At 74.9% G+C, this 26,612-nt stretch carries 22 protein-coding genes and 1 pseudogene; 8 read left to right on the top strand and 15 right to left on the bottom strand.

Features of this window, described 5'->3' with window-relative positions:
* Positions 1–1,638, bottom strand: a 1,638-nt coding sequence (locus tag ACFXPX_RS14675; protein WP_380641408.1) for a tannase/feruloyl esterase family alpha/beta hydrolase, incomplete at its 3' end; no start/stop codon positions are given.
* A gap of 212 nt (positions 1,639–1,850) precedes the next feature.
* Between ACFXPX_RS14675 and ACFXPX_RS14670 the strand changes: the two genes are divergently transcribed.
* Complete coding sequence (locus ACFXPX_RS14670) at positions 1,851–2,690, top strand: alpha/beta fold hydrolase (RefSeq protein ID WP_380592506.1); 840 nt, start codon at positions 1,851–1,853, stop codon at positions 2,688–2,690.
* Positions 2,691–2,801: 111 nt separating this feature from the next.
* On the opposite strand, the gene ACFXPX_RS14665 is transcribed toward ACFXPX_RS14670, so the two are convergent.
* Together ACFXPX_RS14665 and ACFXPX_RS14660 are read right to left on the bottom strand one after the other, a co-directional pair.
* On the bottom strand, positions 2,802–4,163 hold the full coding sequence (locus tag ACFXPX_RS14665; protein ID WP_380529773.1) for an epoxide hydrolase family protein: 1,362 nt from the start codon (positions 4,161–4,163) through the stop codon (positions 2,802–2,804).
* A 68-nt stretch (positions 4,164–4,231) separates the two neighbouring features.
* Positions 4,232–5,158, bottom strand: a complete 927-nt coding sequence (locus tag ACFXPX_RS14660; RefSeq protein ID WP_380592510.1) for an alpha/beta hydrolase — start codon at positions 5,156–5,158, stop codon at positions 4,232–4,234.
* 303 nt (positions 5,159–5,461) lie between these two features.
* Between ACFXPX_RS14660 and ACFXPX_RS14655 the strand changes: the two genes are divergently transcribed.
* The 3 genes from ACFXPX_RS14655 to ACFXPX_RS14645 all read left to right on the top strand — a co-directional run bounded on the left by ACFXPX_RS14655 (position 5,462) and on the right by ACFXPX_RS14645 (position 9,933).
* On the top strand, positions 5,462–6,694 hold the full coding sequence (locus ACFXPX_RS14655; RefSeq protein WP_380529767.1) for a cytochrome P450: 1,233 nt from the start codon (positions 5,462–5,464) through the stop codon (positions 6,692–6,694).
* Between the two features lie 330 nt (positions 6,695–7,024).
* Positions 7,025–8,752 (top strand): ABC-F family ATP-binding cassette domain-containing protein, encoded by a 1,728-nt coding sequence (locus ACFXPX_RS14650; RefSeq protein ID WP_380529765.1) that lies wholly within the window; start codon positions 7,025–7,027, stop codon positions 8,750–8,752.
* Positions 8,753–8,889: 137 nt separating this feature from the next.
* Entirely contained in the window at positions 8,890–9,933 is a 1,044-nt protein-coding gene (locus ACFXPX_RS14645; protein ID WP_380529763.1) for a trypsin-like serine peptidase, read from the top strand.
* A 78-nt stretch (positions 9,934–10,011) separates the two neighbouring features.
* On the opposite strand, the gene ACFXPX_RS14640 is transcribed toward ACFXPX_RS14645, so the two are convergent.
* Both ACFXPX_RS14640 and ACFXPX_RS14635 read right to left on the bottom strand, forming a co-directional pair.
* The gene (locus ACFXPX_RS14640; protein ID WP_380529761.1) at positions 10,012–10,371 is read right to left on the bottom strand and encodes a hypothetical protein; all 360 of its coding nucleotides are present in this window, start codon (positions 10,369–10,371) and stop codon (positions 10,012–10,014) included.
* Positions 10,372–10,591: 220 nt separating this feature from the next.
* Complete coding sequence (locus tag ACFXPX_RS14635) at positions 10,592–11,155, bottom strand: TetR family transcriptional regulator (RefSeq protein WP_380529760.1); 564 nt, start codon at positions 11,153–11,155, stop codon at positions 10,592–10,594.
* Positions 11,156–11,256: 101 nt separating this feature from the next.
* On the opposite strand from ACFXPX_RS14635, the pseudogene ACFXPX_RS14630 reads away from it, so the two are divergent.
* The 4 genes and pseudogenes from ACFXPX_RS14630 to ACFXPX_RS14615 form a co-directional block, all read left to right on the top strand.
* Positions 11,257–11,727 (top strand): annotated as a pseudogene (locus ACFXPX_RS14630) (ATP-binding protein); the annotation flags it as partial.
* Between the two features lie 958 nt (positions 11,728–12,685).
* Entirely contained in the window at positions 12,686–14,122 is a 1,437-nt protein-coding gene (locus tag ACFXPX_RS14625; RefSeq protein ID WP_380641406.1) for a LuxR C-terminal-related transcriptional regulator, read from the top strand.
* A 69-nt stretch (positions 14,123–14,191) separates the two neighbouring features.
* Positions 14,192–15,379, top strand: a complete 1,188-nt coding sequence (locus tag ACFXPX_RS14620; RefSeq protein ID WP_380641404.1) for a CaiB/BaiF CoA transferase family protein — start codon at positions 14,192–14,194, stop codon at positions 15,377–15,379.
* 212 nt (positions 15,380–15,591) lie between these two features.
* Positions 15,592–16,221 carry a phosphatase PAP2 family protein gene (locus ACFXPX_RS14615; protein WP_380641416.1) on the top strand — a complete coding sequence of 210 codons (630 nt, stop codon included), beginning with the start codon at positions 15,592–15,594 and terminating at the stop codon, positions 16,219–16,221.
* A 1-nt stretch (position 16,222) separates the two neighbouring features.
* Here ACFXPX_RS14615 and ACFXPX_RS14610 read toward each other — a convergent pair whose 3' ends face one another.
* The 10 genes from ACFXPX_RS14610 to ACFXPX_RS14565 are packed head-to-tail and all read right to left on the bottom strand — an operon-like array spanning position 16,223 to position 26,564.
* A complete protein-coding gene (locus ACFXPX_RS14610) occupies positions 16,223–17,545 on the bottom strand; it encodes a glutamate-1-semialdehyde 2,1-aminomutase (protein WP_380641402.1) in 1,323 nt (440 codons plus the stop codon).
* Positions 17,546–17,550: 5 nt separating this feature from the next.
* Positions 17,551–18,099 carry a dTDP-4-dehydrorhamnose 3,5-epimerase gene (gene rfbC / locus ACFXPX_RS14605; RefSeq protein ID WP_380592522.1) on the bottom strand — a complete coding sequence of 183 codons (549 nt, stop codon included), beginning with the start codon at positions 18,097–18,099 and terminating at the stop codon, positions 17,551–17,553.
* 17 nt (positions 18,100–18,116) lie between these two features.
* Entirely contained in the window at positions 18,117–19,310 is a 1,194-nt protein-coding gene (locus tag ACFXPX_RS14600) for a polysaccharide pyruvyl transferase family protein (protein ID WP_380592524.1), read from the bottom strand.
* Positions 19,307–20,257 carry a glycosyltransferase family 2 protein gene (locus tag ACFXPX_RS14595; protein WP_380406812.1) on the bottom strand — a complete coding sequence of 317 codons (951 nt, stop codon included), beginning with the start codon at positions 20,255–20,257 and terminating at the stop codon, positions 19,307–19,309. Before ACFXPX_RS14595 ends, ACFXPX_RS14600 begins: the two co-directional genes overlap by 4 nt.
* Complete coding sequence (locus ACFXPX_RS14590) at positions 20,254–21,585, bottom strand: hypothetical protein (RefSeq protein WP_380641400.1); 1,332 nt, start codon at positions 21,583–21,585, stop codon at positions 20,254–20,256. Before ACFXPX_RS14590 ends, ACFXPX_RS14595 begins: the two co-directional genes overlap by 4 nt.
* 5 nt (positions 21,586–21,590) lie before the next feature.
* Entirely contained in the window at positions 21,591–22,874 is a 1,284-nt protein-coding gene (locus ACFXPX_RS14585; protein WP_380641398.1) for a DUF4910 domain-containing protein, read from the bottom strand.
* Entirely contained in the window at positions 22,862–23,887 is a 1,026-nt protein-coding gene (locus tag ACFXPX_RS14580) for an NAD-dependent epimerase/dehydratase family protein (RefSeq protein WP_380641396.1), read from the bottom strand. The genes ACFXPX_RS14585 and ACFXPX_RS14580 overlap by 13 nt, the downstream gene beginning before the upstream one ends.
* Before the next feature lie 3 nt (positions 23,888–23,890).
* A complete protein-coding gene (locus ACFXPX_RS14575; RefSeq protein WP_380529742.1) occupies positions 23,891–24,538 on the bottom strand; it encodes a PIG-L deacetylase family protein in 648 nt (215 codons plus the stop codon).
* Positions 24,535–25,332 carry a glucose-1-phosphate cytidylyltransferase gene (locus ACFXPX_RS14570; RefSeq protein WP_380592534.1) on the bottom strand — a complete coding sequence of 266 codons (798 nt, stop codon included), beginning with the start codon at positions 25,330–25,332 and terminating at the stop codon, positions 24,535–24,537. The genes ACFXPX_RS14575 and ACFXPX_RS14570 overlap by 4 nt, the downstream gene beginning before the upstream one ends.
* A complete protein-coding gene (locus tag ACFXPX_RS14565; RefSeq protein WP_380529738.1) occupies positions 25,329–26,564 on the bottom strand; it encodes a class I SAM-dependent methyltransferase in 1,236 nt (411 codons plus the stop codon). Before ACFXPX_RS14565 ends, ACFXPX_RS14570 begins: the two co-directional genes overlap by 4 nt.
* Positions 26,565–26,612 lie beyond the last annotated feature (48 nt).

The raw sequence follows: 26,612 nt of genomic DNA, 5'->3' as shown, positions 1-26,612 counted from the left end.
GTAGCGGGACACCATCGGGTAGCGGCACAGGTCGCGGGCGACGGTGGCGCCGGTGCCGGTGGTCAGGGTGGCGTGCAGCACCGACGGCGCGCTGCCCTGCTCCACCCAGGCGGTCAGCGCCGCCAGGTCGTCGACCTTGCCGCCGTCCAGGCCGCAGTGCTCGACGCCGGGGGCCAGGAACAGCCGGTAGAAGTCGTCGACCTTCTTCGCACCGCCCATCCGCTCCTCCACCCGCTTGCGGTAGTCGACCGTGCCGGCGGTGGGGATCAGCTGGTCGGCGTCGCCGTGCCAGCTGAGCAGCTTGCCGCCGGCGTCACGGAACGCGGAGAGGTCCGCGTCGCGGGTGCCGATGACCTGGTCGTACTCGGCGCGGGCCGCCCGGAAGATCCGGTCGAACTGCGCCCGGCTGAGGTGGGCGGTGTCGAACCCGGGCTGCTTCTGCACGAAGGTGGCGACCCACGCCGCCGGGACGACGAACGGCACGCCGGTGGTGACGCCGTTCGCATCGGTCCTGCTGGCCGCCAGGTAGCGGAAGTCGGCGCCGATCGGCAGGCCGTACCAGAGCCGCTTGCCGTTGACGTCGCGCGGGCCGTCCCAGATCCGGCGGACCACCTCGGCGTCCGCCGCCGTGACGGTGACCTGCTTGCCGTCGCACTCGACCCGGGTGCCGACCAGGCGGCGCGGGTCGAAGTCGCACCGCTGCGGGTCGCTGATCAGGCCGTCGGCGACGCCGTCGAGCGTGTCGCAGGCCTTGAGGGCGGCCCGGTTGAAGGCGTCGAACTCGCACCCGGTCGGGTAGGTGCGGGTCTCGTTCATCACCACCTGGGGCCACAGGGTGGCCACCTCGAACTGGTTCCAGTTGACGCCCGGCGCGGCGGCCTTGATGCCGTCGAAGTCCGTCGGGTAGCGCTGGGCCTCCAGGTAGCCCTGGCGGCCGCCGGTGGAGCAGCCGTTCCAGTAGGAGTAGGACGCCGCCCGCCCGTAGGCCGCGGCCACCACCTCCTTGCCGACCAGCGCCATCTCGTGCGCCGAGCGGGAGGCGAAGTTGTCCAGCAGCGCGGTGTCGACCCGCCCGGCGGCGTCCAGCGCCCAGCTGGTGTCCAGGGCCCCGCCGACACCCGCGTCGGTCGTGGCGGCGGCGTAGCCCTGCTTGACGGCCGCGGCGAGCCCGGCCCCGTTGTCCCCGGCGGCGTAGGCGCTGCCGCCCACCGCCTGGAAGCGGCCGCTCCAACCCGCCTGCGGCAGCCAGACGTTGACCTTGGCGTGGTCGTTCGCGCCGGGGTGGGTCAGGGTGACCGTCACCTCGCAGTGCGCCGGGACGTCGGGCACCGGGAAGCCGCCGAGCGGCGGTTCCCCGGGCACCTGGAAGGTCCCCGCCGGCACCGCGACCGCGGTGACGGACTCCACGGCGGTGCCCGCCGGGGCCGGGATCCCGGCCGGGGCGCAGCTGAACGCCGACGAGCCGGCGGTGGCGCTCGTGGCCGTGGCACTCGTGGCGGTGGCACTCGCGCCGGTGCTCACGGTGGTGGCGCTGACGGCGGCGGCGAGCTCCGGTGACGCGCTCACCGGAGTGGACACCGCAGCGGCGGCGACCAGGGGGACGGCCGCCGCGACGACGGCCAGGAACCGTCTCTTCATGATCTCTCCTCGGTATCGGGCTTGGCCCCCTCACTCTGGCCGCGCCGACGGTGACGGCACATCAGTCACCTGACGCTCCGCCGACACCGCCCGGGGCGCGCCCGAGCGGCCGGAAGGATGGAGTCACATGACCGATGCGCCGGGCCCGGACGGCGGACCACAGTGGGGCCCGCTGGATCCACTCACCGTTCGAAACCCCTTGGAGCACTTGCATGTTCAGCCTTGAGCACGGCCGCCTGCGTCGCCTCGCCACCGGTGCCGCCGCCGGGGTCGGCGCGATCGCCTTCGCCGTCGCCGGCACCGCGAGCGCCGCGACCGAGGACGCGGCCGCCGACCGGGGCCCGAAGCCGACCGTCGTCCTGGAGCACGGCGCGTTCGCCGACGGCTCCAGCTGGGACGGCGTCGTCGCCCGGCTGCGCCACGACGGCTACCCGGTGGTGGCCGCCGCCAACCCGCTGCGCGGCCCGGCCTCCGACGCGGCCGCGCTGCGCAGCGTGATCGACCACGTCAAGGGCCCCGTCGTCCTGGTCGGCCACTCCTACGGCGGCTCGGTGATCAGCGCAGCCGCCGTCGGCCGGCCGCAGGTCAAGGCGCTGGTCTACGTCGCGGCGTTCCTGCCCGCGCCGGGCGAGTCCGCGCTCCAGCTGACCGACGCGTTCCCGGGCTCGACCCTGTCCGGCGCGCTGGACCCGGTACCGGTCACCAACGCCGACGGCAGCACCGGCACCGACCTGTACATCCGGCAGGACCGGTTCCGGGCCCAGTTCGCCGCCGACGTCCCCGCCGACCGGGCCGCGCTGGCGGCCGCCGCCCAGCGGCCGATCGCCCAGGCGGCGCTGACCGAGCAGGCCACCTCCGCCGCCTGGCAGACCGTCCCCAGCTGGGACGTCATCACCACCGAGGACCGCAACATCCCGGCCGACGCCCAGCGGTTCATGGCCGGGCGGGCCCACGCCCACACCACCGAGGTGGCCGCGTCGCACTCCGTCGCGGTGTCCCACCCCGGCGTGGTGGCGGGCGTCGTCGAGCAGGCCGCCCGCGCCACCCGCTGACCGGCGGCCCTGAGCAGGGAGGGCGGCGCCCCCGATCCGCCCTCCCGATCCGCCCGCCTTCCCGCCGTCGGCCCCGGGTCGGCCCCGGAGCGCTGCTCCGGGGCCGATGCGTCAGCGCAGCGCGCGGAAGGCGGTGCGGAGTTCCTCGGCCAGCAGCTGCGGCTGCTCCCAGGCGGCGAAGTGGCCGCCGCGGTCGACCTCGTTCCAGTGGATGATGTTGCCGAAGGTCCGCTCGCCCCAACTGCGCGGCGCCGGGTAGATCTCGGCGGGGAAGACCGTCACCGCGACCGGCAGCTTCGGGATCGGCACCGCGTTGAACGGTCCGCCGCCGGCCCGGGTGCCCTCCCAGTACAGCCGGGACGAGGAGGCACCGGTGCCGGTCAGCCAGTACAGCGAGATCGCGTCCAGCATCTCGTCGTACGTGAGGACCTTCTCGGGCTCGCCGTCGGAGTCCGTCCACTCCGCGAACTTGTCGTAGTAGTAGGCCGCCATGCCGACCGGGGAGTCGGTGAGGGAGTAACCGATCGTCTGCGGGCTGCGGTTCATCATCGCCGCGTAGCCGAAGCCGTCGCGGTAGAAGTGCAGCAGCCGGTCGTACGCCCGCACCTCCTCGGCCGACAGGTTCGCCGGGGCCGGGTCGAAGTTGCGCAGCCGGCGCAGCAGGTCCTCCGGCACGGTCCCCGGCATGTTGACGTGGATGCCGAGCAGCCCCTTCGGCTGCTGGACGGCGAGCACCTCGGAGAGGATCGCGCCGTGGTCGCCGCCCTGCGAGACGTACTCCGGGTAGCCGAGGCGCAGCATCAGCGCGTGGAAGGCCCGCGCGATCCGGGCGAAGTTCCAGCCGGCCTTGCCGGGGTTCCCGGAGAAGCCGTAGCCGGGCAGGGTCGGCAGCACCAGGTGGAACGCGTCCTCGGCGCGGCCGCCGTGGGCGGTGGGGTCGGTCAGCGGGCCGATGACCTTGAGCAGTTCGACGATCGAGCCGGGCCAGCCGTGGGTCATCAGCATCGGCATCGCGCCGGGGTGCGGGGAGCGGATGTGGGCGAACTGGACGTCCAGTCCGTCGAGTTCGGTGACGAACTGCGGCAGCCCGTTGAGGCGCCGTTCCACGGTCCGCCAGTCGTACCGGGTGCCCCAGTGCTCCACCAGCGGGCGCAGCTTCGCCAGCTGGGCGCCCTGGCTGCGGTCGTCGACGGTCTCGCGGTCGGGCCACCTGGTCGCCCGGACGCGGCGGCGGAGTTCGTCGAGCTCGCTCTGCGGGACCTTGATGCGGAAGGGGCGGATGCCCGGCACGGGCCGCGGAGCCGGGGCGGGTGCCGGGGCCGACGTCGGGGCCAGGGCCGCGTTCGGGGTCTGCGCCTGGGCCTGGGCGGACACGCCGACCTGCCCGGCGACGACACCGGCCGCGGCGAGGCCGAGGAAGCGGCGTCGGCCGGTGGAGGGGCGGTTGGTGCTGGTGTTTCCGGATGCTGCCATCGAGGACTCCTCAGGTTCGGAAGGGGACGGGAGGTGCGGTGCGGACGCCGGGGCACCGGCGCGGCCGTTCAGTGCGCGGCGTCCAGGTGGGCGGTGAAGAAGCCGGCCAGCTTGTCGACGGCCCGGTCGATGTACTCCTGCCGGTCGTAGAGGTCGACGTGGCTCGCGCCCGCGATCCGGTGCAACTCGGTTGGTCCGGTGGCGCGTTGGTGGGCCTCGACGGCCATCCAGGCGGTGACGGCACGCTCGCCGACGATCTGCAGGATCGGGCGCGGGCCGATCAGCGGGACGGCGAAGAAGGGGTCGTAGCCGGCCAGACGGTCGACGCTCTCCCAGGCCAGGGACTTCGCGGACCGCTCGTGCGCGCCGCGTGAGGTGCAGTAGTACGCGAAGCCCTCGGCGCCGTGCTCGCCGCCGAGCTCGCGCGCCTGCTCGGCCGTCTCCGGGAACACCGTCAGCCCGCCGGGGTCCTGCCCCCGGGCGGCGGCGGTGCGGGCCCGGGCGGCCGCGTCCAGCAGGGCCCGGAAGACGGCCGGGTCCTGGCCGCCGTCGGCGCCGAGCCGGAACTGGCGGGACGGGTCGGCGGTGCACACGGCGGCCACCGCCCGGACCCGGCTGTCGCCGCCGGTGGCGGCCAGGGAGTACCCGCCGGACGCGCAGATGCCGAGCAGGCCGATCCGCTCGGCGTCCACCTCCGGGCGGGTGACCAAGTGGGACACGGCGGCCTTGAAGTCCTCCACCCGCTGGGCCGGGTCCTCCAGCCCGCGCGGCAGACCGCCGGACTCGCCCTGGTGGGCCGCGTCGAAGGCGAGGGTGACGAAGCCCCGCCCGGCCAGCAGCCGCGCGTAGGTGCCGGACGCCTGCTCCTTCACCCCCGTCCCCGGGTGGCCGACCACCAGGGCCGGGCGCGGACCGGGGGCCGGGGTGTCGGGGAGGTACAGGTGCGCGGCGATCTCGATGCCGGCGCTGTCGAAGCGGATCTCTGACCTGGCCATCCGGGGCCTCTTCCTGTCGATCGGCACATCGCGTGCGCGTCGTATGCGCGTCGGGCGCACGTCGGTGGTTCATGGGTGGTTCGTGCTGCCACCACCGTGGCCCACCGGCGGGTGCCGGGGCTTCGGTCAGATGACTCCGGAACCGACGTGCAGTCATGGAGCGGCCCGCCGCCGACCGGCCCGGACGTCAGATGACCGATGCGGGGCTCCCCGGCCGCCCGAAGGATGGAGACCCCCAGGTCACGGACGTCGGCCCGGTCCCACCCCCCGCCGACCTCCCTTCCCCCGACAGGAGTCGCTCCCATGGACGCGAACGACGAACCCGCCCACAGGCCGGCCACGGTGGTCCTCGACGCCGCCTTCAAGGCGGACGCCCCCGCCCGGTACGCCCGGCTGCGGGAGCTCGGCCCGATCCACCGGGCCGAGTTCCAACCCGGCCTGGAGGGCTGGGTGGTGGTCGGCCACGACCTCGCCAGGACGGCGCTGACCCACCCCGGCCTGCTCAAGGACGCCACCCCCGCCGCCGACGCCCTCGACGCGGCCGGCTTCGTCCTGCACCGGCCCGCCGTCGGCCTCGGCGCCCAGATGATGGAGGCCGACCCGCCCGAGCACACCCGGCTGCGCCGCCTCGCCGCGGCCGCCTTCACCCCGCGCCGCACGGCCGAACTCGCCCCACGGATCGAGCAGATCGCCCACCGGCTGCTCGACGCCCTGCCGCCCGCGGGCACGGCCGACCTCGTCGAGGCCTACAACGCCCCGCTGCCCGCCACCGTCATCGCCGAGCTCCTCGGCGTCCCGGCCGCGCACCACCGCGACTTCCGCCACTGGTCCGCGCAGGCGCTGCGGCCCGCCTCCCCCGAGCACCGCCCCGCGCTGGCCGCGCTGCACCACCTGCTGGCCGACCTGGTCGCGGCCAAGCGCCGCCACCCGCAGGACGACCTGCTGTCCGCCCTGGTCTCCGTCCGCGACCGGGAGGCGGGCCGCCTCACCGAGGAGGAGCTGGTCGGCACCGCGCTGATGCTGGTCGTCGCGGGCCACGAGAGCACCGTCAACCTGCTCGGCAACGCCCAACTCGCCCTGCTCCAGCACCCGGACCAGCTACGGCGGTTGCGCGAACGGCCGGAGCTGCTGCCCGGCGCGGTGGAGGAGTTCCTGCGCCACGACACCTCCGTGGAGCGCTCCACCAACCGCTACGCGGCGCAGGACCTGGACCTGGGCGGGGTGAGGATCCCCCGGGGCGGCGTGGTCGTGGTTGCCCTCGGCTCCGCCGGCCAGGACGCCCCGCAGACCGGCTCCGGCGACCCGGCCGCCCTCGACGTGGCCCGACCCGACGCCCGCCACCTCGCCTTCGGCCACGGCATCCACCACTGCCTCGGCGCCCCGCTCGCCCGGTTGGAGGCCACCATCGCCCTGCGCGTCCTGCTCGCCCGTGTCCCGGAGCTGGAACTCGCCGTCCCGGTGGACTCGCTCGACTGGATCGGCTCCGGGATCATCCGCGGCGTGCTCACCCTCCCCGTCCGCTACCGGCTCGGCTGACCGGACGGGGGCTCCGAACGGCCCGTTCCCGTCACCTGTCGGACCGGTGACGGCACCGGCCCCGCCCCTGCTAGAGTCGCCGTGACGTGCAGTCAGCATGCAGTCAGCCGGCCGTCCGGGTACGGCCGGAGGAGCGAGGAGCGGCAGACGTGGCGGGTGACGACGACATCTCCGGGTGAGCCCCGGAGCTGACGGCCACCGGCGGGTGCTCAGGAGCACCGCCGAAGTGGTCCGCCTCGTCGTACCCCTTTCCCCGGCGCCCGCCCACGGGCAGAGCTCCGCCCTTCCCGCGGACCGCCGGGGCCCGACGCCTCCCCCGGAAGGATCCCCGTGCTCCAGCACGCCCTGCTCGCCCATGACCTCGTCCGCAACCTCGACGGCCGCCGCGTCCTCGACGGCCTCGGCCTGACCGCCTCGCCCGGCCAACGGATCGGCCTGATCGGGGAGAACGGCGCCGGGAAGTCCACCCTGCTGCGGGTGCTCGCCGGCCTGGACGAACCCGACTCCGGCACCGTCTCGCGCCCCGCGGACCTCGGCTTCCTGCACCAGGAGCTGCCGTTCCCGGCCTCCGCCTCCGTCGCCTCCGTCCTGGACGACGCGCTCCGCGAGGCCCGCGCGGACCTCGCCGCACTCGACCGGCTCGGCGCGGAGATCGCCCGCGTCCCGGACACCGACCCCGGCCACGGGGACCTCCTGGACGCCTACGGCCGGCGGCTCGAACAGGCCCAGTACCGGGAGTCCTGGGACGCCGACCGCCGCGCCGCCCTGGTCCTGGACGGACTGGGCCTCGGTGCCTTCGGCCCCGGCGCCCCCGGACACGGCCGCCCGCTCGGCTCGCTGTCCGGCGGACAGCGCGGCCGGCTCGCCCTGGCCGCGCTGCTCGTCCGCCGGCCGTCCGCACTGCTGCTGGACGAGCCCACCAACCACCTCGACGACGGCGCCGCCGCCTTCCTGGAGCGACAGCTCCGCGCGCACCCCGGCACCCTGCTGGTCGCCACCCACGACCGGGCCTTCCTCGACGCCGTCTGCACCCACCTGATCGACCTCGACCCGACGGTGGACGGCCCGGTCCGCTTCGGCGGCGCCTACTCCGCCTACCTGGGCTCGCAGCGCGCCGAGCGGGAGCGCTGGGAGCTCCGGTACGCCGAGGAGCAGGAGGAGTTGGCGCAGCTGCGGCACTCGGCCGGCGTCACCGCGCACCTGGTCGCCCCGGACCGGGGACCGCGCGACCACGAGAAGATGGGCTACGGGCACCGCGCCGGCCGGGTGCAGAGCCAGGTCGCCCGCCGGGTGCGCAACGCCGCCCGCCGGCTGGCGGAGCTGGAGCGCGCCCAGGTGCCCGAGCCGCCGCGCCCGCTGCGGTTCGCGGCCGACGCCCTGGCCGCGCCGGACGCCCTCGTCGCAGCGCAGACCCCGGAGACCTCGGAGACCTCGGAGACCCCGGAGCCCCTGGTGTCCCTCCGGGGCGTCCGGGTCCCCGGCCGGCCCCCGCTGCCGGACCTCGACGTCACGGCCACCGACCGACTGCTCGTCACCGGCGGCAACGGCACGGGCAAGTCGACCCTGCTCGCGGTGCTGGCCGGCCGCCTCCCGGCCGGGGGCACGCTCCACCGCCACCCCCGGCTGACGGTCGGCCTGCTCACCCAGGACACCGCGTTCGACCGCCCCGACCGCACCGTCCACGACACCTACCGGCTCGCCCTCGGCCCGGCCCGCGCCGAGCGGGTGCCGCTGGCGTCCCTCGGCCTGCTGCACCCGGCGGACCTCGACAAGCCCGTGGCCCGTCTCTCCCTCGGGCAGCGCCGCCGCCTCGCCCTCGCCCTCCTGGTCGCCCACCCGCCCCGGCTGCTGCTGCTCGACGAGCCCACCAACCACCTCTCCCCGCGCCTGTGCGACGAGTTGGAGGACGCCCTCGGCACCGGCCCCGGCGCGATCGTCGTCGCGAGCCACGACCGCTGGCTGCGCCGCCGCTGGCAGGGCCGCGAGCTGCGGCTGGAGCCGGACCGGAGTGAGCAGCGGGCACCGCTGCCGGGCCGCGCCGCCGTTACCGGAACCTGACGCTACCGATGGACGGGCGATACGCGGTCCAGACACGGACCTGACGTTCCGTTCGTACAGTGCCGGACATCCCCGGTGAGCAGGGGCGGACCGCGGCCGCCCCTGCCCACCGACCGCACCGACCGAGATGGGCGACGATGTCAACCACACGCCGAGCACTCCCCCGCCGACTCCCCACCGCAGCAGCCCTCCTGCTGAGCGCGGCCACCGCGGCGGCCCTGCTGCCCACCGCAGCCCTCGCCGCGGAGCCGGACACCGTCACCTCGCACGCCGGCGCCACCACCCCGCAGGAGCGCAACCGGATCGACGCCTACTGGACGGCCGACCGGATGAAGCTGGCGGGCGCCATGGTCCCCGAGAACACCCCCGTGCCCGCGGACGACAACACGCCCGACGACCCGCGCCCGCTCGCCCCCAGCACCCCGGATCCCGGGGCGGTCTGGACCCACGGCGGCGCGGTGAACAGGAGCGTCGGCCGGCTCTTCTTCACCTTCTCCGACGGCTACGACGGCAGCTGCACCGCGACCGTCGTCACCGGCGCGAACCGCAGCACCCTCGTCACCGCGGCGCACTGCCTGCGGGGCGTCGGGGCGCCCACCGCCGACGGCACCTGGACGCACAACGTCTACTTCGTGCCCGGCTACCGCAACGGGACCAAACCGCTCGGCGGGTTCAGCATCAAGTCCATGGCGACGTCCTCCCGTTGGGACGCCGACCGGAACGGCACGAGTTCCTCGGACGTCGCCGCGGCCGGCTTCGACACGGGGGTCCTGGTGGGGAACCCGTCTCCCGACGGGCGGCGGCTGGCGGACGTCACGGGGAACCAGCGGATCGCGTTCTCCGATCCCGTCGACGCGGAGTTCGTCCACGCCTTCGGCTACCCGAAGGACCGCCTCAACGATCCCGCGGCCCAGTACGCCGGTTCGCGCATGATCCACTGCGCCGGCCCGAACCGGCAGAGCCCCAAGGCGGCCCTGCTGTGGGGCGAGTCCTGCAACATGGGCCACGGGGCGAGCGGCGGCCCGCACCTGGCCCGGTTCGACACCCGGACCGGCTCCGGAACCGTCGTCGGCGTCACCACCACCACCGACGAACTCGTGGGCGGGCAGCCGGGCACGCTCTACGCCACCCGCTTCGGTGACAGCGCCCACCGCCTCTACGACTGGGCCCAGGCGCGCTGACAGCGCCGGGGAACGCCGGTGCCGGGGGCGCGGCTCGCACCCCCGGCACCGGCGTCCGTCACCGCGCCCCGGCCTCCGTCAGGCCGGGACCACCCGGTAACTCAGCATCGCCCAGGGCGTGTTGGACTGGGCCAGCGAGCCGGTGCCCCACGGGACCGCACCCGCGCAGCCCCGGCCCGGGTACAGCACCACGGACGCGGAGCCGTCGGCGACCTGCACCGAGCGGACGGGCGCCGCCAGGGTGTGGCAGGTGCCGAGGTCGCCCAGGTCGACCGTGGTCACCGCGCCGCTCCCGTCGGTGCCGGTGTACAGGTGCGCGCCCGGCTGCAACGGCGGCCAGCCGGCCGCCTGCGCCGAACCGGCACCGAGACCGATCAGGGCCGCGACCGCGACGGCCGCCGCGGCCGAGCCGCGGAGCATCCTCTTCGAAGTGGACATGTGGGAACCGCCTTCCGTGGGTGTGCCGGGATGCCGAACGATTCGGACCCCGCCGGGTCCTACCCGCCTCCACCCTGCCGCGGGGGGCGGTGGCGCGGCATCGGTCATCTGACTGCACATCACCGGTGCCGGTACGGAGGCGGGATCGGTCGAATGACTCCGTACGTCCGGTGACGCCCTACGTCCGGACCGGCTCACCGCGAACGGTGCGCGGCCCGGGTCACTCCAGCAGCCCGGCGGCCACCCGCCGGACCAGCTCCCGGCGCTGCGCCGCGTCGTCGAAGTCCACCACCGTGCGCACCTCGGGGGCCATCGCGGGCCACAGCATGGCGAGGTGGACCATCAGCGCGAACAGGAACCGGGCCTCGAACCGGTCCGACACCACGCCCCGGGCCTGGGCGTCGGCGAGGATGCCGGTCCGCCTGCGGACCTCGTCGACGGCGTAGCCGTTGAGCGCCTCGTCGCCGCGCTCCAGGTTCTGCCAGGTGATCAGCCGGGGGATCTCCGGGTGCTCGGCGTAGATGTCGCTGAGCCGGGCCGCGAACTCGGGGAGGTCCTCGTCCCCGTCGAAGGGCAGGCTGCCGATGATCTGCTCCACCGCGGAGTTCCAGACCGCGTCGAAGAGGCCCACCTTGCTGTGGAAGTAGTGGTAGATCTGCGCCTTGTTGCTCCGGGCGGATTCGGCGATGCGGTCGACCCGGGCGCCGTGGAGTCCGTGGGCGGCGAACTCGGCCCGCCCGGCCGCGATGAGTCTCTGCTTGGTGGCTTCGGCGTCGCGTTGCATGCGCAGACCTTAGCCCAGCACCGACTAACCGGTTGGTTGACAGCGGGTTCCTTGTCCGGGTGTAATCAACCAACCAGGTAGTTGAAAGTTGGCCGGCGTCCATGGCTCGCGGTCTTCGAACGACCTGGAGGTTCGATCGGGGAGGGAACTGGACCGTGGGATCAGCCGTGCCGTTGCTCGGTCGGGACAGCGAACGCGAGCAACTCGCCGAGTTCGCACGCTCCGTGGAGGGCCGCACCCTCCTCCTCCGCGGCGAGACCGGGGTCGGCAAGAGCACCCTGCTCGACTACGCCGCCGACCTGGCCGTCCGGGAGGGGCGGCTCGTGGTCCGGGCCACCGGGGTCGAGGCGGAGTCGGAACTGCCGTACGCCGGACTGCACCAGCTCCTCTACCCGCTGCTGCCGCACACCGCCGGACTGGAGCACAACTCCCGGGCGGCCCTCGACGCCGTCTTCGGCCACACCGGCGCCGGGGGCACGCCGCCCTCCCTGATGACCCTCGGCATCGCGGTGCTCGGCCTGCTGTCCTCGGCCTCGGTCGAGCAACCGCTGTTCCTCGTCCTGGACGACGGCCAGTGGCTGGACGACTCCAGCGCCGCGGTCTGCGGATTCGTCGGCCGCCGACTGACCGGCAGCCGGTTGAAGCTGCTGCTCGCGGTCCGCTCCGACATCGCCTCCCCCTTCGACACCGCCGCACTGCCCGAGCTGGCCGTCGGCACCCTCACCGACGAGGACGCCGCCCTCCTGCTCGACGGCCACTACCCCGCGCTGGACCGGCAGTCGCGCCGCCTCGTACTGGACCAGGCCCAGGGCAACCCGCTCGCCCTGCTGGAACTGCCCGGCCACACGGCCGGCCGCCACCCGGAACGTGCCGCCGCCGACCCGCAGGCCCTGCGCGGCGCCTCGCCGTCCCGGCGCCTCCAGTACCTCTACGGCACCCGGATCGCCGCCCTGGACGCCGCCGTCCGGGCCGAGTTGCTCAAGGGCGCCCTCGACGGCGTCGCGGCCGGACCCGGCGACGCGGCGGGCCCCGCCGGCCGGTACCGGATGCGCGACGCCGACGAGGCCGTCGCCCGCGGCCTGCTGGTGATCGAGCCCGCCACCGGTGAGTTCGCCTTCCGGCACCCGCTGGTGCGCTCCAGCGTCGTCCAGCTGGCGACCCCCAACCAGCGCCGCGAGGCCCACCGGACGCTGGCGCTGCTCCACCGGGACAACCTCGAACGGCGGGCCGCCCACCTGGCCGAGGCCACCCTGGACCCGGACGAGGAGGTGGCCCGGGTCCTGGAGGCCGCCGCCGAGTCCGCGACCCGCCGCGGCGGCGCGCTGACGGCGGTGACCTGGCTGACCCGCGCCGCCGAGCTGAGCGAGCACCCGGCGGAGCGGTCCCGGCGGCGCGGCGTTCATCGCGGGGCACGCGGCCCGCCTCGGCCACGCCCGCCGGATCCTGCGGGCCGACCCCGGGCCCGACGCCGACCGCTCCCCCGCCGCCGCACTGGCCTCCGGCTACCAGGCGCTCTACCAGGACGGCGACGTGCGCTCCACCCACCGGCAGATCGCCGCCGCCGTCGAACGGCTGGTCGGCGGAACTGCCGACTCGGCGGCCGACCCCACCGCCGGGTACGACCCCGAGGTGCTGGACCGGCTGCTCGCCCTGCTGCTCGCCACCAGCCAGTTCGCCGCCGACCGGACCCTGTGGGAACGCACCCACGCCCTGCTCGCCACGCTCGGCGAACGGGTCGGCGAGCGGGCCCGGATCTACAGCGCCACCTGGAGCGACGTCGTCCGCCACGGCGCCGGCTGGACCGCACCGGTGGAGCGAGCCGCCGCCGACCTGCCGGGCCAGGAGCCCTGGGACGTCGCCCGCTTGGCCGTCTCCGCCTACCACCTCGACGTCCTCAGCCCGCTCCGCCCGCACCTGCAGCGCGTCGTCTCCCGCGAGCTGGAGACCGGCGCGGTCTCCACCGGCATGGTGATGCTGCACCTGATCATGCTGGACCAGATGGCCGTCGGGGAGTGGGAGGCCGCCGAACGGACCGGGCGGCGGGCCCTGCTGCGCTCCGACGAGCACGGGCACGAGCTGTTCGCCCAGCAGACCCGGGCCTACCTGGCCCAACTCGCCGCGATGCGCGGGCAGACGGCGACCGCGCGCGAGCTCCAGGCGGTGGTCGACGCCTGGGCCCGCCCGCGCGGCATCGGCTTCCTCACCCAGCTCGCCGACGCGGCCGGCACCACCGCGGCGCTGAGCGACGGCGACTACGAGGGCGCGTACCTCCAGGCCATCGGCATCACCGCGCCGGGCGCCTTCCAGCCCTACGCCCACCAGGCCTCCCGCACCCTGCTCGACCTCGTCGAGGCCGCCGTCCACACCGGGCGCACCGCGCAGGCCCGCGCCCACGCGCTGGCCGCCCGGGAGGCCGGCCTGCCCGCCGTCTCCCCCCGGCTGTCCCTGGTCACCCACGGGGCCCTGGCCATGACCGCCGAGGACGAGGACGAGGCCGCCGGGGCCTACGCGCACGCCGTCTCCCACCCGGCCGCGGCACACTTCCCGTTCGAGCTGGCCCGGATCCGCCTGGCGCACGGCATCCGGGTGCGCCGCGCCCGGGGCGCCACCGTGGCACGGGAGTTCCTCGCCCCGGCCGCCGACTCCTTCGAGCGGCTGGGCGCGGTCGCCTGGGCCGCCCGGGCCCGGGCCGAACTGCGGGTCGGCGGCGTCCCGACCCGGCCGGCGGCGCGCACCGCGAGCCTGCTGACCTGGCAGGAGCGCCGGATCGCCGACCTGGCCGCGGGCGGCCTGACCAACAAGGAGATCGGCGAGCAGACCCGGCTGTCCCCCCGGACCGTCAGCGCCCACCTGTACCGGATCTTCCCCAAGCTGGGCATCACCACCAGGGCGGCGCTGCGCGACGCCCTCACCGGGCTGGACGAGGCGTCCCCCGCGCCGGACCCGGGCCTGCCGGATCGCTGCTGACCGAACACCGCTGACTGAACGCCGCCGGGGGCGGGTAGGGCTCGGGGATCCGCCAGGGAGGGAGTCCGGATGTCGCTGCCGCTGACCGGCACCACGGTGATCGCGCTGGAACAGGCGGTGGCCGCGCCGCTGGCCACCCGGCACCTGTGCGACCTGGGCGCCCGGGTGGTGAAGATCGAGCGCCCGGACGGCGGCGACTTCGCGCGCGGGTACGACCGCAGCGTCAACGGCCTGGCCAGCCACTTCGTCTGGCTGAACCGCGGCAAGGAGTCGGTCGTCCTCGACCTCAAGGCGCCCGAGGGCCGCGCCGTGCTGGCCGACCTGGTGGCCGGCGCGGACGTCTTCCTGCAGAACCTGGCCCCCGGGGCGGCCGCCCGGCTCGGCTTCGGCTCCGCCGAACTGCGGGCCCGGCACCCCCGGTTGGTCACCGTCGACCTGTCCGGCTACGGCACCGGCGGCCCGTACCGGGACAAGCGCGCCTACGACATGCTGATCCAGTGCGAGTCCGGGCTCGCCTCGGTGACCGGCCAGCCGGAGCGGCCCGCCAAGACCGGCGTGCCCACCTCGGACATCGCCGCCGGGATGTACGCCCTGACGGCGACGCTCGCCGCCCTGCTCGGCCGGGCCGGCAGCGGACGCGGCACCGCGATCGAGGTGTCGATGTTCGAGGCGACCGCCGAGTGGCTGGGCCACCAGCTCCACCACACCCAGGGCACCGGGCGGGCACCGGGCCGCGCCGGACTCTCCCACCCGGCCATCGCCCCCTACGACGCCTACCCGACGGCCGACGGCCACGAGGTCATGATCGGCATCCAGAACGACCGCGAGTGGGCCCGGCTCGCCACCGGCTTCCTGGACCGCCCGGACCTCGCCGACCACCCCGAGTGGGCGACCAACGTCGCCCGGGTGCGGCGCCGCCGGCTGGTCGACGCGCTGGTGGGCGGCCGGACGGCGACCATGACGGCCGAGGAGGCCGTCAAGCGCCTGGACGCCCTCGCGATCGCCTCGGCCCGGCTGAACGGCATCGGCGACCTGCTGCACCACCCCCAGCTCGCCGCCCGCGACCGCTGGCGCCCGGTGGCCACCCCGGCCGGCGAGGTCCGCTCCCTGCTGCCCCCGTTCGACTTCGCGGAGGTCGAACTCCCGATGGGGCCCGTCCCCGAGCTGGGCGCCCACACCGACTCCGCCCTGCGCGCCCTCGGCTACCCCGCCACCCGCATCGCCGCCCTGCGGGCGAACGGGGTGCTGGGCGGGTAGCGCACCCGTATCCTGGGTCCCGACCCTCCGGGCAAGTGGCGTACGGAAAGCACGATCTGACACTCCGTCATCCTCTCGCCGCGACCGGACGACACCTGGACACGACGGGGGCGCGCGTGGGATCGGCCGACCGCAACGGACCGGGCACCGGCACCACGCGCGAACGCGTCCGTCGGGGCGAGGCCGCACCGGCCGGGCGCGCGGAGCCATCGCTGGTGGTGCTGCACGGGTGGCTCGGACTCGCCTCGGGGCTCGCCGCACTGGTGGTGGTCCTGCTCGGGGCCTGGTACGCGGGAAAGGGCGAGCCCGGCCCGGTGGACGGGCGGATCCAGGACGCGGTGTACGGGGTGGAACCGCCGTGGCGCTACGCCGCCCGCGGCCTGGACTCCCTGGGGGAACCGCTGGGCGCCGCGCTGCTGGTCGGAGCCGTGGCGGCGGGCTGCCTGCTGCTCCGGCGCCCCCGCGCCGCGGTGTTCGCGGTCGTCGGCGTCGCCCTGCCGGTGCTGGCGGCGACGCTGCTCAAGCACCTGGTGGGCCGCACCATCCACGGCGACGCCAACCTCTCCTACCCGAGCGGGCACACCGCTTTCCTGACGGCAGTGACCCTCGTCCTCGCACTGCTCGCAGCGGGCCCGAACGCCCGCCCGCTCCCGGTGCTGGCCGCAGTGGCGGTCGCCGGGGCGGCCATGGCCTGGGCCCAGGTAGCCCTGGGCGCCCACTACGCGACCGACACCCTGGCCGGCGGCTGCACCGCCCTGGCACTGGTCCCGCCCGCCGGATGGCTGGTGGACCGGGCCGCCGACCGGCTGGCGGCCCGGTCGGCGCCCGGTGACCCGACGTAGCTCAGACCCGCTGCCGGAAGACCGGCTTGACCGGGCGGCCGCCGAGCCAGGGGGTGGGGTCGCCGGCGTCGAGGGCCTTGCGGTAGACGGCGCAGGCGGCGGAGACGGCGTCGATGGTGTGGGCGATGTCGGCGTCCGTCAGGGCGCTGCTCACCACGAAGGAGGGGGCCAGCACCCCGCCGGCGAGGAGTTGGCGCAGGAAGAGGGTGCGGTAGGGCTGGGAGGGCTGCCCCAGTTCGTCGAGGGTGGCGAAGACCAGGTTGCTGGCCCGGCCCCGGACCAGCACGTGGTCGGCGACGCCCATGCCGGCGGCGGCCTCCCGTACGCCGGCGGCGAGTTGGTCGCCGAGGGCGTGCAGCCGGGCGGTGATGCCCTCCTCGACGTACGTGTTCTGGACGGCCATCGCGGCGGCCAGCGCGTGGGTCTCGGCGCCGTGGGTGGTGGAGAGCAGGAACACCCGGTCGCCGGGGTGGTGCAGCCCGCCGTGTTCCATCAGGTCGCGGCGCCCGGCGAGCGCGGAGACGGCGAAGCCGTTGCCGAGCGCCTTGCCGAAGGTGGAGAGGTCGGGGGCGACGCCGTAGAGGCCCTGGGCGCCCGCCGGGGACCAGCGCAGCCCGGTGATCATCTCGTCGAAGACCAGCAGGCAGCCGTGCCGGTCGGCGAGTTCGCGCAGGCCGGCCAGGTAGCCGGGCGGCGGCTCGGCGTGTCCGGCGGGTTCGAGGACCAGGCAGGCGATCTCGCCGCGGTGGCGGGTGAGCAGTTCCTCGGTGGCGGAGAGATCGCCGTAGGGGAAGGAGACGGTGAGGTCGGTGATCGCCGAAGGGATCCCGGCGTCCATCGGGGTGGTGCCGATGAACCAGTCGTCGACCGAGAAGAACGGGTGGTCGCCGCAGACGGCCACCAGGGTCCGCCCGGTCACGGCGCGGGCGAGGCGCACGGCGGCGGTGGTGACATCGGAGCCGTTCTTGGCGAACTTGACCATCTCGGCGGTGGGCACGGTGTCCAGGAAGCGTTCCGCGGCCTCGAGTTCGAGGATGGACGGGCGGGTGAAGTTGCTGCCCCGGTCGAGCTCCCGCCGGACGGCCTCGGTCACCCGCGGGTGGGCGTGGCCGAGGCTGACGGAGCGCAGGCCGGAGCCGTACTCGACGTAGCGGTTGCCGTCGACGTCCCAGACGTGGGCGCCGCGGCCGTGGCTGATGACCGGGGCCAGGTGCTCGGGGTACTGGTCGTCGCCCTTGGCGTAGGTGTGGGCGCCGCCGGGGATCAGGGCGTGCAGCCGCTCGTTGGCCGCCCGGGATTTCGGAAGAGTGAAGTCGACGGTCACGGCGCTCAGTTCTCCTCCGCGCGCAGGACCTCGGCGAGGCTCGGCGCCTCCCGGTCCCGCTTGGACACCGACTCGGCCGGCAGCGGCCAGGGGACGGCCAGCTCCGGGTCGTCGAAGGCGATGGTGACGTCCTCGCTCGGGTCGTGCGGGCGGTCGATCCGGTACGAGACGTCGGCGTCGGTGAGCGCCTGGAAGCCGTGCGCGCACCCGGCCGGGATGTAGACGCTGGCCTGGGTCTCGCCGGAGAGCTCGAAGGTGGCCACGTTGCGGTAGGTCGGCGAGTCGGGGCGCAGGTCCACGACCACGTCGAACACCTCCCCGTGCGAGCAGCGCACGATCTTCGCCTCCCCGGCGCCGGAGCGCAGGTGCAGGCCGCGCAGCACGCCCCGCACCGAACGGGAGACGCTGTGTTGGACGAAGGCGTCGGGGTCGATGCCCACCGAGCGGAGCACCTCGGCGTCGAAGGTGCGGCAGAAGAAGCCGCGTTCGTCGGCGTAGGGGGTCGGTTCGAAGAGGTAGGCGCCGGCGATCGCCGGGACTTCGGTCGCCTTCATGAGGTCTCCGTAAGGTGTCAGTCGGCGGTCGGGAAGACGGCCGTGGTCAGGGCGGTGAACTGGTGGTCGAGCCGGCGGGTGGCCGTCAGGTTCCGCTCGGCGAGGGTCTGCCGCAGCTCCGTCGCGTGCTTCTCCAGCTCCCGGAACTGCTCGATCAGCCGGTCGGCGTCGACCTCGCGGGCCGGGTGGCAGTACTCCCCCAGCCCCATCCGGGCCATCAGCGCGTCGCTCTTGGCCGCGTAGCTGAGGGCGAGCGTCGGGGTGCCGGTCCGCAGCGCGCAGACCAGGTTGTGGTACCTGGTGGCCACCACGGCGTCGGCGGCGGCGGTCTCGGCCATCAGCTCGGCCAGCGAGGCGGCCCCGGAGACGGTGACCAGCGGGGAGTCGACGGCCTCGACGATCGCGGCGACCACCCGGGCGTCGACCGCGTCGCCGGTGAGCAGCCGGACCGGCCGGCCGTCCTCGACCAGCGCGCGGACGAAGCGGGTGGTGCCGTCGAGGTACTGCCGGTGGATCTGCTCGGCCCGGGCACGGTCGTCGTCGCCGCCGTGGAAGTCCATGACGCCGACGCAGACCCGCCCGTCGGGGGAGCCGGTGGCGGGTGGTGCCGGGAGGGCGAAGGCGATGTCCGGATGCACGGCGTCGCGTGCCGTGTCCACGCCCATCGCCCGCATGGCGTCGCGGGACAGCTCGTCCCGGTACGAGCGGTGCGCGGCCAGCCGGGCGGACCAGCGCACCAGCGCCCGGGTGGCCGGGTTGCCGATCCGGGCGGCGCCGACGCCGACCAGCGCCACCGGGGTGCGCAGCAGCCGGCCGGAGGCGCAGAGCAGGAACAGCGCGTACGGGAAGCCCCAGGGGCGCAGCGGCAGGGTGGCCTCCAGGACCCCCATGCCCGGGACGATCACCACGTCGTGCCGGCGCACCCAGGCGACGGTGCGGGCGGCGTCGACGAGCTTGCCCAGGCCCTTGCCGAGGACGGCACCGGCCCGGGAGGCGGTGCGGTACTCGCCGCGGTACCAGTGCAGCCGGGTGGCGGGGATGCGGTAGCGGGCGGTGACCACCTCGGGGCCGCCGCAGAGCGCGTCCACCGCGGCGTCCGGGTGCTCGGCGCGGAGGTGGCCGAGTACGGCCTCCAGCGAGCCGTCGTTGCCGAGGTTGCCGGAGCCGAGCAGGCCGAACACCCCGACGCGCACCGGGGTTCGCGCGGTCATGCCCGCCTCCCCCCGCGTCCGGCCACCAGGTCGTCGACGGAAGCGGCGGAGCCGTCCGAGGACGGCACGGGGGTGCGGTCCTCGACCCGTTCGCCGGCGCCCGGCCGGGCCCGGCTGGTCATCCAGGCGGCCAGGTGGCCGTAGCAGGCCCGCCGGTCGGCGGTGGACAGCGGCGCCCGGCGGACGGCCGCGGCGAAGCCCCAGACGTACTCGGCGAGCAGCCGGGGCGTGGGGTGCAGCGGCCCGGCCCGGCGCGGGTCCAGGTTGACGCAGCGGGAGCGCTTGGAGGGGTTGGCCCGCTCGGCCCGGGTGGGGTGGTCGCGGCGGAAGTAGAGCAGTTCCGGCACCTGGTGGAAGGGGCCGTGCAGGGTGATCTCGGCGACGAAGGTCCGGTCGGCGTGGTGGTAGCTGTCGTGCGGCTTGACCCGGCGCAGCACGTCGGCCCGCATCACCCCGTAGAAGTCGTCGCCGCCGGGCTCGAACAGCAGGCTGCGGAAGCGCTCCGGGGCGCGCGGGGAGTCGGTGGCGAGGCCGTACGCGTAGGGGACCTTCACCCGGCCGTGCTCGTCGATGACCGCCTGGCCGGAGTGGGCGAGGATGACCTCGGGCCGGTCGTCCAGCGCCTCGACGCAGCGGAGCAGGAGGTCCCGGGCGTAGAGGTCGTCGTGCGAGGCCCACTTGAAGAGTTCGCCGCGGCACTGGGTGAAGACGTAGTTGTGGTTGGGCGCGGCGCCGATGTTCCGGGGCAGCCGGAGGTAGCGGATCCGGGAGTCCTGCGCGGCGTACTCGCGGCAGATGGATTCGGTGGCGTCGGTCGAGGCGTTGTCGGAGATGACCAGTTCGAAGTCCTGGTAGGTCTGGCCGAGCAGGGCGTCGAGCGACTCGGCGAGGTACTCCTGGCCGTTGTAGACGGGCAGGCCGATGCTCAGTCGGGGAACGGCGGTCAAGGCGTCCTCACTTCGGGGATGTCGTCCACCGTTTCGGGGACGGGGGTGCGGTGGTGCTCGCGCAGGGCGGCGCGCAGTTGGAGCCACCAGACGGCGGCGCCGCAGGCGGTGGCGGTGGCGACGCCCCAGGCGGAGCCGACGGTGCCGGCCGCGGCGGCGCCGCCGAGCCCGCCGCCCAGGTAGCAGGCGGAGGCGAAGAGTTGGCAGCGCAGGCTGCGCCGGGCCGCGGCGAGGGCGCGCAGCCCGGCGGCCGCGCCGCTGCCGAGGCCGGCGCCCGCGACGCCGAGGGTGGCGGGGAGGATGAGCGGCGAGGCGGAGTGCCAGACGTCGCCGAGGACGAACTGTCCGGCCCGGTCGGGCATCAGCAGCAGCGCCGAGCCCCACAGCAGGGCGGCGCCGGCCTGTCCGCCGCCGAGCAGCAGGCAGAACCGGCCGAGCCGGCGCGGTGTCTGCCGCAGGACCCGGGCGGCCTCCGCCACGGTGACCAGGGAGAGGCCCATCAGCAGGGCGAGGAACGGCCCCTGGAGGAGTTCGGCGCCCCGGACGGCACCGACCGCGCCGACGCCGACGATCGCACCGAGCCCGTACGCCCGCAGCTGGCCGGCGCCGCTGAGGCTGACGTTCTCGACCAGGTAGCGGCTGCCGAGGTCGCGCTGTTCGCGCAGCCAGCCGCGGGCCTGGGTGACCCGGGGCCGGACGCCGGACTGGAGGAAGCCGTACCCGGCGGCGGCCGCCGCGGCGGCGCCCCAGGCCAGCAGGAAGGCGGCCACGGTGCCCACCCGGGCCGCCACCATCATGGCCGGGATCAGCGCGAGGCCCTGCACCAGGTCGTTGGCGAAGGCCTTCCGCCCGGTGCCGGCGGCGAAGAAGGCGAACCGCCGGGAGTCCTGGAGCAGCAGCGCCGGCAGGGCGAGGCCGAGGCTCGCGAACGCGGGCCCCACGTCGCCGCCGAGGCCGAGCCCGACCAGCAGGCAGACGGCGCCGAGGGTGGCGCCGACGGCGAGCGCGGTGCCGGAGGACCGGGCCGCCGCGGCGCGCCAGGTCGCCTCCGGCACGCCGCTGAACCGCACCATCAGCGGGTCGGTGGCCAGCCCGCGGGAGACGTTGAGCACCACGCCGTAGGTCAGCCAGGCCAGGCTGAACACGCCGAACGCGTGCACCCCCAGCTCCCGGGCGACGTAGATGCCCACCGCGAAGTTGATCATGCTGGTGACCGCCTGGTCGGCCAGCCCCCAGGACACCCGGCCGAGCACGCCCCGCCCGGCGGGCCGGGCCGGCGCCCCGTCCCGGCCCGCCGGTGCCGCCGCCCTCACCTCCTCGGTGGTCATCGGCGTCACGCCTTGATCAGCCCGGCGCCCCGCAGGGCGTCGGCCGCGGCGGCGACGGTGTCGAACGGCAGCCCGGAGCGCTCGGCCACGTCCAGCAGGCCGTGCCCGCCGTCGGCGAGGCTGAGCACCCACAGCATGGCCAGCTGGGCCTGCTTGGCGTCGCTGCGCCCGCCGAGCGAGTCGTACAGCCCGCGCCGGCCCAACTGCGGTTCGCCGTAGGGGCTGAGGTTGAGGTAGCGCCGGTTGCGGTCGAGCACGGCGAAGGCCTCCCGGCAGACCGCGAGGGTGTCCGCCATCGCCTCGGGCCGCACGAAGTCCAGGTCGTCCGCCGAGGTGTGGTACTCGGGGTACCCGGCGTACGGGGTCCGGCTGAGCGAGCCCACGCCGAGGTCGAACCCGGGCGAGCAGTACTGCCGCTCGTCGTAGCCGTACGGCGTGAACTCGGTGACCCGGTGCGGGCGTTCGGAGGTGCGCAGGACGTGCCGCAGCACCCGGTCGATCTCCGCGTCGCCGCGCCGGCTCTGCTTGTACGTCAGCTGCCCCCGGTCCCCGGCGCAGGCCAGCACCAGGCCGTGCTTGACCCGGTCCACCCGCTCCCGGTTGCGGGCCAGCCAGGTGATCGCCCCGATGGTGCCCGGGGCGAAGACGAAGCGGTAGGTGTAGTACGGCGTCCGCTCCGCCAGTTCGCGGGCCAGGAAGGTCGCCACCGCGATGCCGGCCAGGTTGTCGTTGGCCAGCGCGGGGTGGCAGACGTGGCAGGAGACCAGCACCTCGTCGGCGACCTGCCCGGGGACGACGTGCTCGGCGTAGGTGAGGTGGCCGTCCGCGAGGGTGGAGTCGATCCGCACCTCGTAGTCGCCCTCGGGCAGCGCGTCCAAGGTCTCCTGGGCCAGGCAGAACCCCCACTCCGGGGTGTAGTAGCTGGTGCGGTAGGGCACCCAGGTGGGGTGGTCCGGCAGGGTGTGCAGGTGCGGGCGCAGCTCGCTCAGCGGCATGGTGGCCGCGACCGGCACGCTGTAGCCCAGCACGTGCAGGCTGGACGCGGCGAGGTCGACGACCCGGTGGCCCGCGGCGTCGGCGACGTAGGCGTCCCGGACGTTCCACTCCTGGGGCACCGTCCAGTCGAGCACCTGCGTCCCGGTCGGCACCTCGTGCACCGTCAGCGGGAGGTACTCGCCGACGACGTCCAGGGTGGCGCGCACCCCGTCGCCGGTGATGCTCCGGCGGAGCGGGTACAGCCGCTCCACCAGGGCGTGCATCCGCTCCCCGACCCCGGTCACCGGCGCCACCGCAGGGTGTCGTCGACGGCGCCGGCGCCGGTGGCCTCGCGGAGCACCGCCAGCCGGGTGAACCGCCGCTCGAAGTCCTCCCTGGTCAGCCCGAACTTCCGGTAGGCCTCGGCGAGTTCGACCGCGCCCTGCTTGACCGTCCACTCGCAGTCGAAGCCGGGCAGGGCGGCCCGGAACCCGGAGAAGTCCACCCGGTAGGAGCGCGGGTCGGCGCCGTTCTCGCCGGTGATCACCACCTGGGCGCCGGCCACCGCCTCGGCGACCTGCTCGGCGATCTCGGCGACCGTGACGTTGTTGGCCTCGCTGCCGATGTTGAAGGCCCGGTCGTGCACCGCCTCGCGCGGCGCCTCCAGCGCGGCCGTGAAGGCCCGGGCGATGTCGGCGGCGTGCACCAGCGGGCGCCAGGGGGTGCCGTCGGAGAGCACCAGCACCTCGCCGGAGAGCAGCGCGTGGCCGACGAGGTTGTTCAGCACGATGTCGGCGCGCAGCCGGGGCGAGTAGCCGAAGGCGGTGGCGTTGCGCATGTACACCGGGCTGAAGTCGCCGTCGGCCAGGGCGTGCAGGTCGTCCTCCACCCGCACCTTGGACTCCGCGTACGGGGTCACCGGGCGCAGCGGGGCGTCCTCGGTCACCAGCTCGTCGCCGCCGGCGGCGCCGTACACGGAGCAGGTCGAGGCGTACAGGAAGCGCTTCACCCCGGCCTCGCGGGCCAGTTCGGCCAGCCGCACCGAGGCGTGGTGGTTGATGTCGTAGGTGAGGTCCGGCGCCAGCGAGCCGAGCGGGTCGTTGGAGAGCGCGGCCAGGTGGATCACGGCGTCCACCCCGGCCACGTGCTCGGCGGTCACGTCGCGCAGGTCCACCCGCCGGCCCGGCGGGTCCGCGGGCTTCGGGCCGAGGACGCACTCCGCGAACAGGCCGGCGTCCAGGCCGACGACGTCGTGGCCGGCGGCGGCGAGCACCGGGGCCATCACGGTGCCCAGGTAGCCCTGGTGTCCGGTCAGCAGTACGCGCATGGTTCAACCCCCCAGGTTGAGAGTGACTTTGGTGGCGTCGAAGGCTTCCGCGTAGCGGGCGTGGCATTCGATGCCGCGGATCCGGGCGAGCCCGAGGAAGGCCTCCCGGTCGTACCAGGGACGGTGCCGCTGCGAGGGGTAGTGCTCCTGCAGCAGCCGCACCTTGCGTTCGGCGGTCTCCGGGCTCAGCGGCTGGTAGGCCGTCGGGCGGCCGAGGTCGGCGTCCCACTTGACGATCTCGTAGCCGAGCACCAGGTGGTCGCGGAACGCGGTGGGGACCAGCCGGGCCAGGCCGCGGTGGTCCTGGTGGGCGTCGGCGGTGCGCGGGGCGAGGACCAGCTGCGGGTCGGTGCGCCCGCGCAGTTCCTCGACGGCGGCCTTGGCCTCCTCCCAGTGCGCGGGCAGCCGGCCGTCCGGCAGCTTGAGCACGGTCAGCCGCAGGTCGGCGCCGGGGCAGAAGGCGGCCAGCGCGGCCTGCTCCTCCTGCTCCCGGGCGCTGCCGCCACCGGAGAGCACCAGCGCGTCCACCCGCAGCCCGGGACGCGCCTCGCACAGCGTCAGCAGTGTGCCGCCGGCGCCGATGGCGATGTCGTCGCAGTGCGCGCCGACGGCGGCGATCCGCTCCAGCGGCCCGGGGCCGAGCCGGATCACGAGGGCCTCACCGCGGCCCCGTCCCGCTCCCAGACGGCCCAGGGGCGGTCGCCGTGGGCGTAGGCGGCGTCCAGGGCGGCCCGCTCCTTCACGGTGTCGGTGGGCTTCCAGAAGCCGCGGTGCTGGTGGGCCACCAGGCGGCCGCGCTTGGCGAGTTCGGTGCAGCCGTCGGCGACCAGGTCGCCGTTCTCCGGGATGTGGTCGAAGATCTCCTGGCGGAGCACGAAGTACCCGCCGTTCTCCCACAGCGGCATGTCGCTGACCGCGGTGATGCCCCCGACCAGGCCGTCCTCGCCCAGGTCCACGCAGTGGAAGGAGGACTGCGGCGGCACCACCATCATCGACGCCCCGGCGTCCCGCTCGGCGAAGCGGTCGATCATCTCCGGCAGCGGCGCGTCGGTGAGCACGTCGGCGTAGTTGGCGAGGAACATCTCGTCGCCGTCCAGGTGGTGGCGCACCCGGCGCAGCCGCTCGCCGATCGGCGACTCGATGCCGGTCTGCGCGAAGGTGATCGTCCAGGAGGCGATGTCGGTCGACAGCAGTTCCGTGCGCCCGCCCCGCAGCACGAAGTCGTTGGACGTCGTCTCCTGGTAGTTGAGGAAGAAGTCCTTGATGTGGTGGGCGCCGTAGCCGAGGCAGAGGATGAACTCGGTGTGCCCGTAGTAGGCGTAGTAGCGCATCACGTGCCAGATCAGCGGCCGGGGGCCGACCATCGCCATCGGCTTGGGCACGTCGTCGGAGGCTCCGCTGCGCATCCGCAGCCCGTAACCGCCGCAGAACAGGACGACCTTCACCGCTCCCCCTCGACGATGCTGAGTTCCGGGATGGGGAAGACCAGGCGGCCGCCCCACTCGTGCACGAAGGACAACTGCTCGACCAGTTCGGCCCGCAGGTTCCACGGCAGGACCAGCACGTAGTCCGGCCGGTCGGCGGCGATCTGCTCGGGCGCCAGGATCGGGATGCGGGTGCCCGGGGTGAACCGGCCGTGCTTGTACGGGTTCCGGTCGACGGTGTACGGGAGCAGGTCGGGCCGGATGCCGCAGTGGTTGAGCAGGGTGTTGCCCTTGCCGGGGGCGCCGTAGCCGACGACGCTCTCGCCGCGCTCGGCCACCCCGATCAGGAAGGTCAGCAGGTCCCGGCGGACCTTGGCGACCCGGGCCGAGAACTCGGTGTAGCCGGCCAGCTCCTGGAGCCCGGCGGCCTTCTCCCGGGCCAGCACGTCGGCCACCCGCGGGGTCGGCTCGCCCGCCGCCTCGGCCGGCCGGGCCCACAGCCGGATCGAGCCGCCGTGGGTGGGCAGCAGCTCGACGTCGACCAGGGTGAGCCCGCCGCTGGCCAGCGCCCGGATCGCGGAGGCGACCGTGTAGTACTGGAAGTGCTCGTGGTAGATGGTGTCGTACTGGTTCTCCTCGATCAGGGTCAGCAGGTGCTGCACCTCGATCGAGACCCAGCCGTCGTCGGCGACCAGGGCGCGCAGCCCCCGGGTGAAGCCGACCACGTCGGGGATGTGGGCGTAGACGTTGTTGGCCACCACCAGGTCCGCCGGGCCGTGTTCGGCGCGGACGTCCGCGCCGGTGTCCGGGTCCAGGAACGCGGTGAGGGTGGGCACCCCGGCCTCGCGCGCGGCGGCGCCGACGTTCACCGACGGTTCGACGCCCAGGCAGCGGATCCCGCGCTCCACCACGTGCCGCAGCAGGTAGCCGTCGTTGCTGGCCACCTCGACCACGAAGGCGTCGGCGCCCAGCCCGAGCCGCTCCACCGCCCCGGCGACGAAGCCTCGGGCGTGCTCCACCCAGGAGGTCGAGAAGGAGGAGAAGTACGCGTACTCCTGGAAGGTCTCCTCGGGCGTGATCAGCGGCGGGATCTGCGCCAGCCAGCAGTCCGTGCAGACCCGCAGGTGCAGCGGGTACGCCGGCTCCGGCCGGTCCAACTGGTCGGCGGCGAGGAAGCTCTCGCACGGCGGGGTCGCCCCCAGGTCGACGACGCTCCCCATCGCCGTCGAGCCGCACAGTCGGCATCGTGTCATTGACTGCTCCCATTCCTGCCCGCGCGGGTGCCCCGCCGCGGGCCAGCG

It is taken from the genome of Kitasatospora sp. NPDC059146 (assembly GCF_042786665.1).
GTDB lineage: Bacteria > Actinomycetota > Actinomycetes > Streptomycetales > Streptomycetaceae > Kitasatospora.
This window is presented reverse-complemented; position numbering and strand designations above follow the sequence as displayed.

What these genes read in the sequence shown, in the direction of transcription:
- ACFXPX_RS14580 (WP_380641396.1), bottom strand. Translation starts at nt 23,887, where the DNA reads ATGCGCGTACTGCTGACCGGACACCAGGGCTACCTGGGCACCGTGATG.
- ACFXPX_RS14600 (WP_380592524.1), bottom strand. Translation starts at nt 19,310, where the DNA reads ATGACCGCGCGAACCCCGGTGCGCGTCGGGGTGTTCGGCCTGCTCGGC.
- ACFXPX_RS14665 (WP_380529773.1), bottom strand. Translation starts at nt 4,163, where the DNA reads ATGGCAGCATCCGGAAACACCAGCACCAACCGCCCCTCCACCGGCCGA.
- ACFXPX_RS14655 (WP_380529767.1), top strand. Translation starts at nt 5,462, where the DNA reads ATGGACGCGAACGACGAACCCGCCCACAGGCCGGCCACGGTGGTCCTC.
- ACFXPX_RS14660 (WP_380592510.1), bottom strand. Translation starts at nt 5,158, where the DNA reads ATGGCCAGGTCAGAGATCCGCTTCGACAGCGCCGGCATCGAGATCGCC.
- ACFXPX_RS14640 (WP_380529761.1), bottom strand. Translation starts at nt 10,371, where the DNA reads ATGTCCACTTCGAAGAGGATGCTCCGCGGCTCGGCCGCGGCGGCCGTC.
- ACFXPX_RS14590 (WP_380641400.1), bottom strand. Translation starts at nt 21,585, where the DNA reads ATGACCACCGAGGAGGTGAGGGCGGCGGCACCGGCGGGCCGGGACGGG.
- ACFXPX_RS14635 (WP_380529760.1), bottom strand. Translation starts at nt 11,155, where the DNA reads ATGCAACGCGACGCCGAAGCCACCAAGCAGAGACTCATCGCGGCCGGG.
- rfbC (WP_380592522.1), bottom strand. Translation starts at nt 18,099, where the DNA reads ATGAAGGCGACCGAAGTCCCGGCGATCGCCGGCGCCTACCTCTTCGAA.
- ACFXPX_RS14670 (WP_380592506.1), top strand. Translation starts at nt 1,851, where the DNA reads ATGTTCAGCCTTGAGCACGGCCGCCTGCGTCGCCTCGCCACCGGTGCC.
- ACFXPX_RS14620 (WP_380641404.1), top strand. Translation starts at nt 14,192, where the DNA reads ATGTCGCTGCCGCTGACCGGCACCACGGTGATCGCGCTGGAACAGGCG.
- ACFXPX_RS14645 (WP_380529763.1), top strand. Translation starts at nt 8,890, where the DNA reads ATGTCAACCACACGCCGAGCACTCCCCCGCCGACTCCCCACCGCAGCA.
- ACFXPX_RS14565 (WP_380529738.1), bottom strand. Translation starts at nt 26,564, where the DNA reads ATGACACGATGCCGACTGTGCGGCTCGACGGCGATGGGGAGCGTCGTC.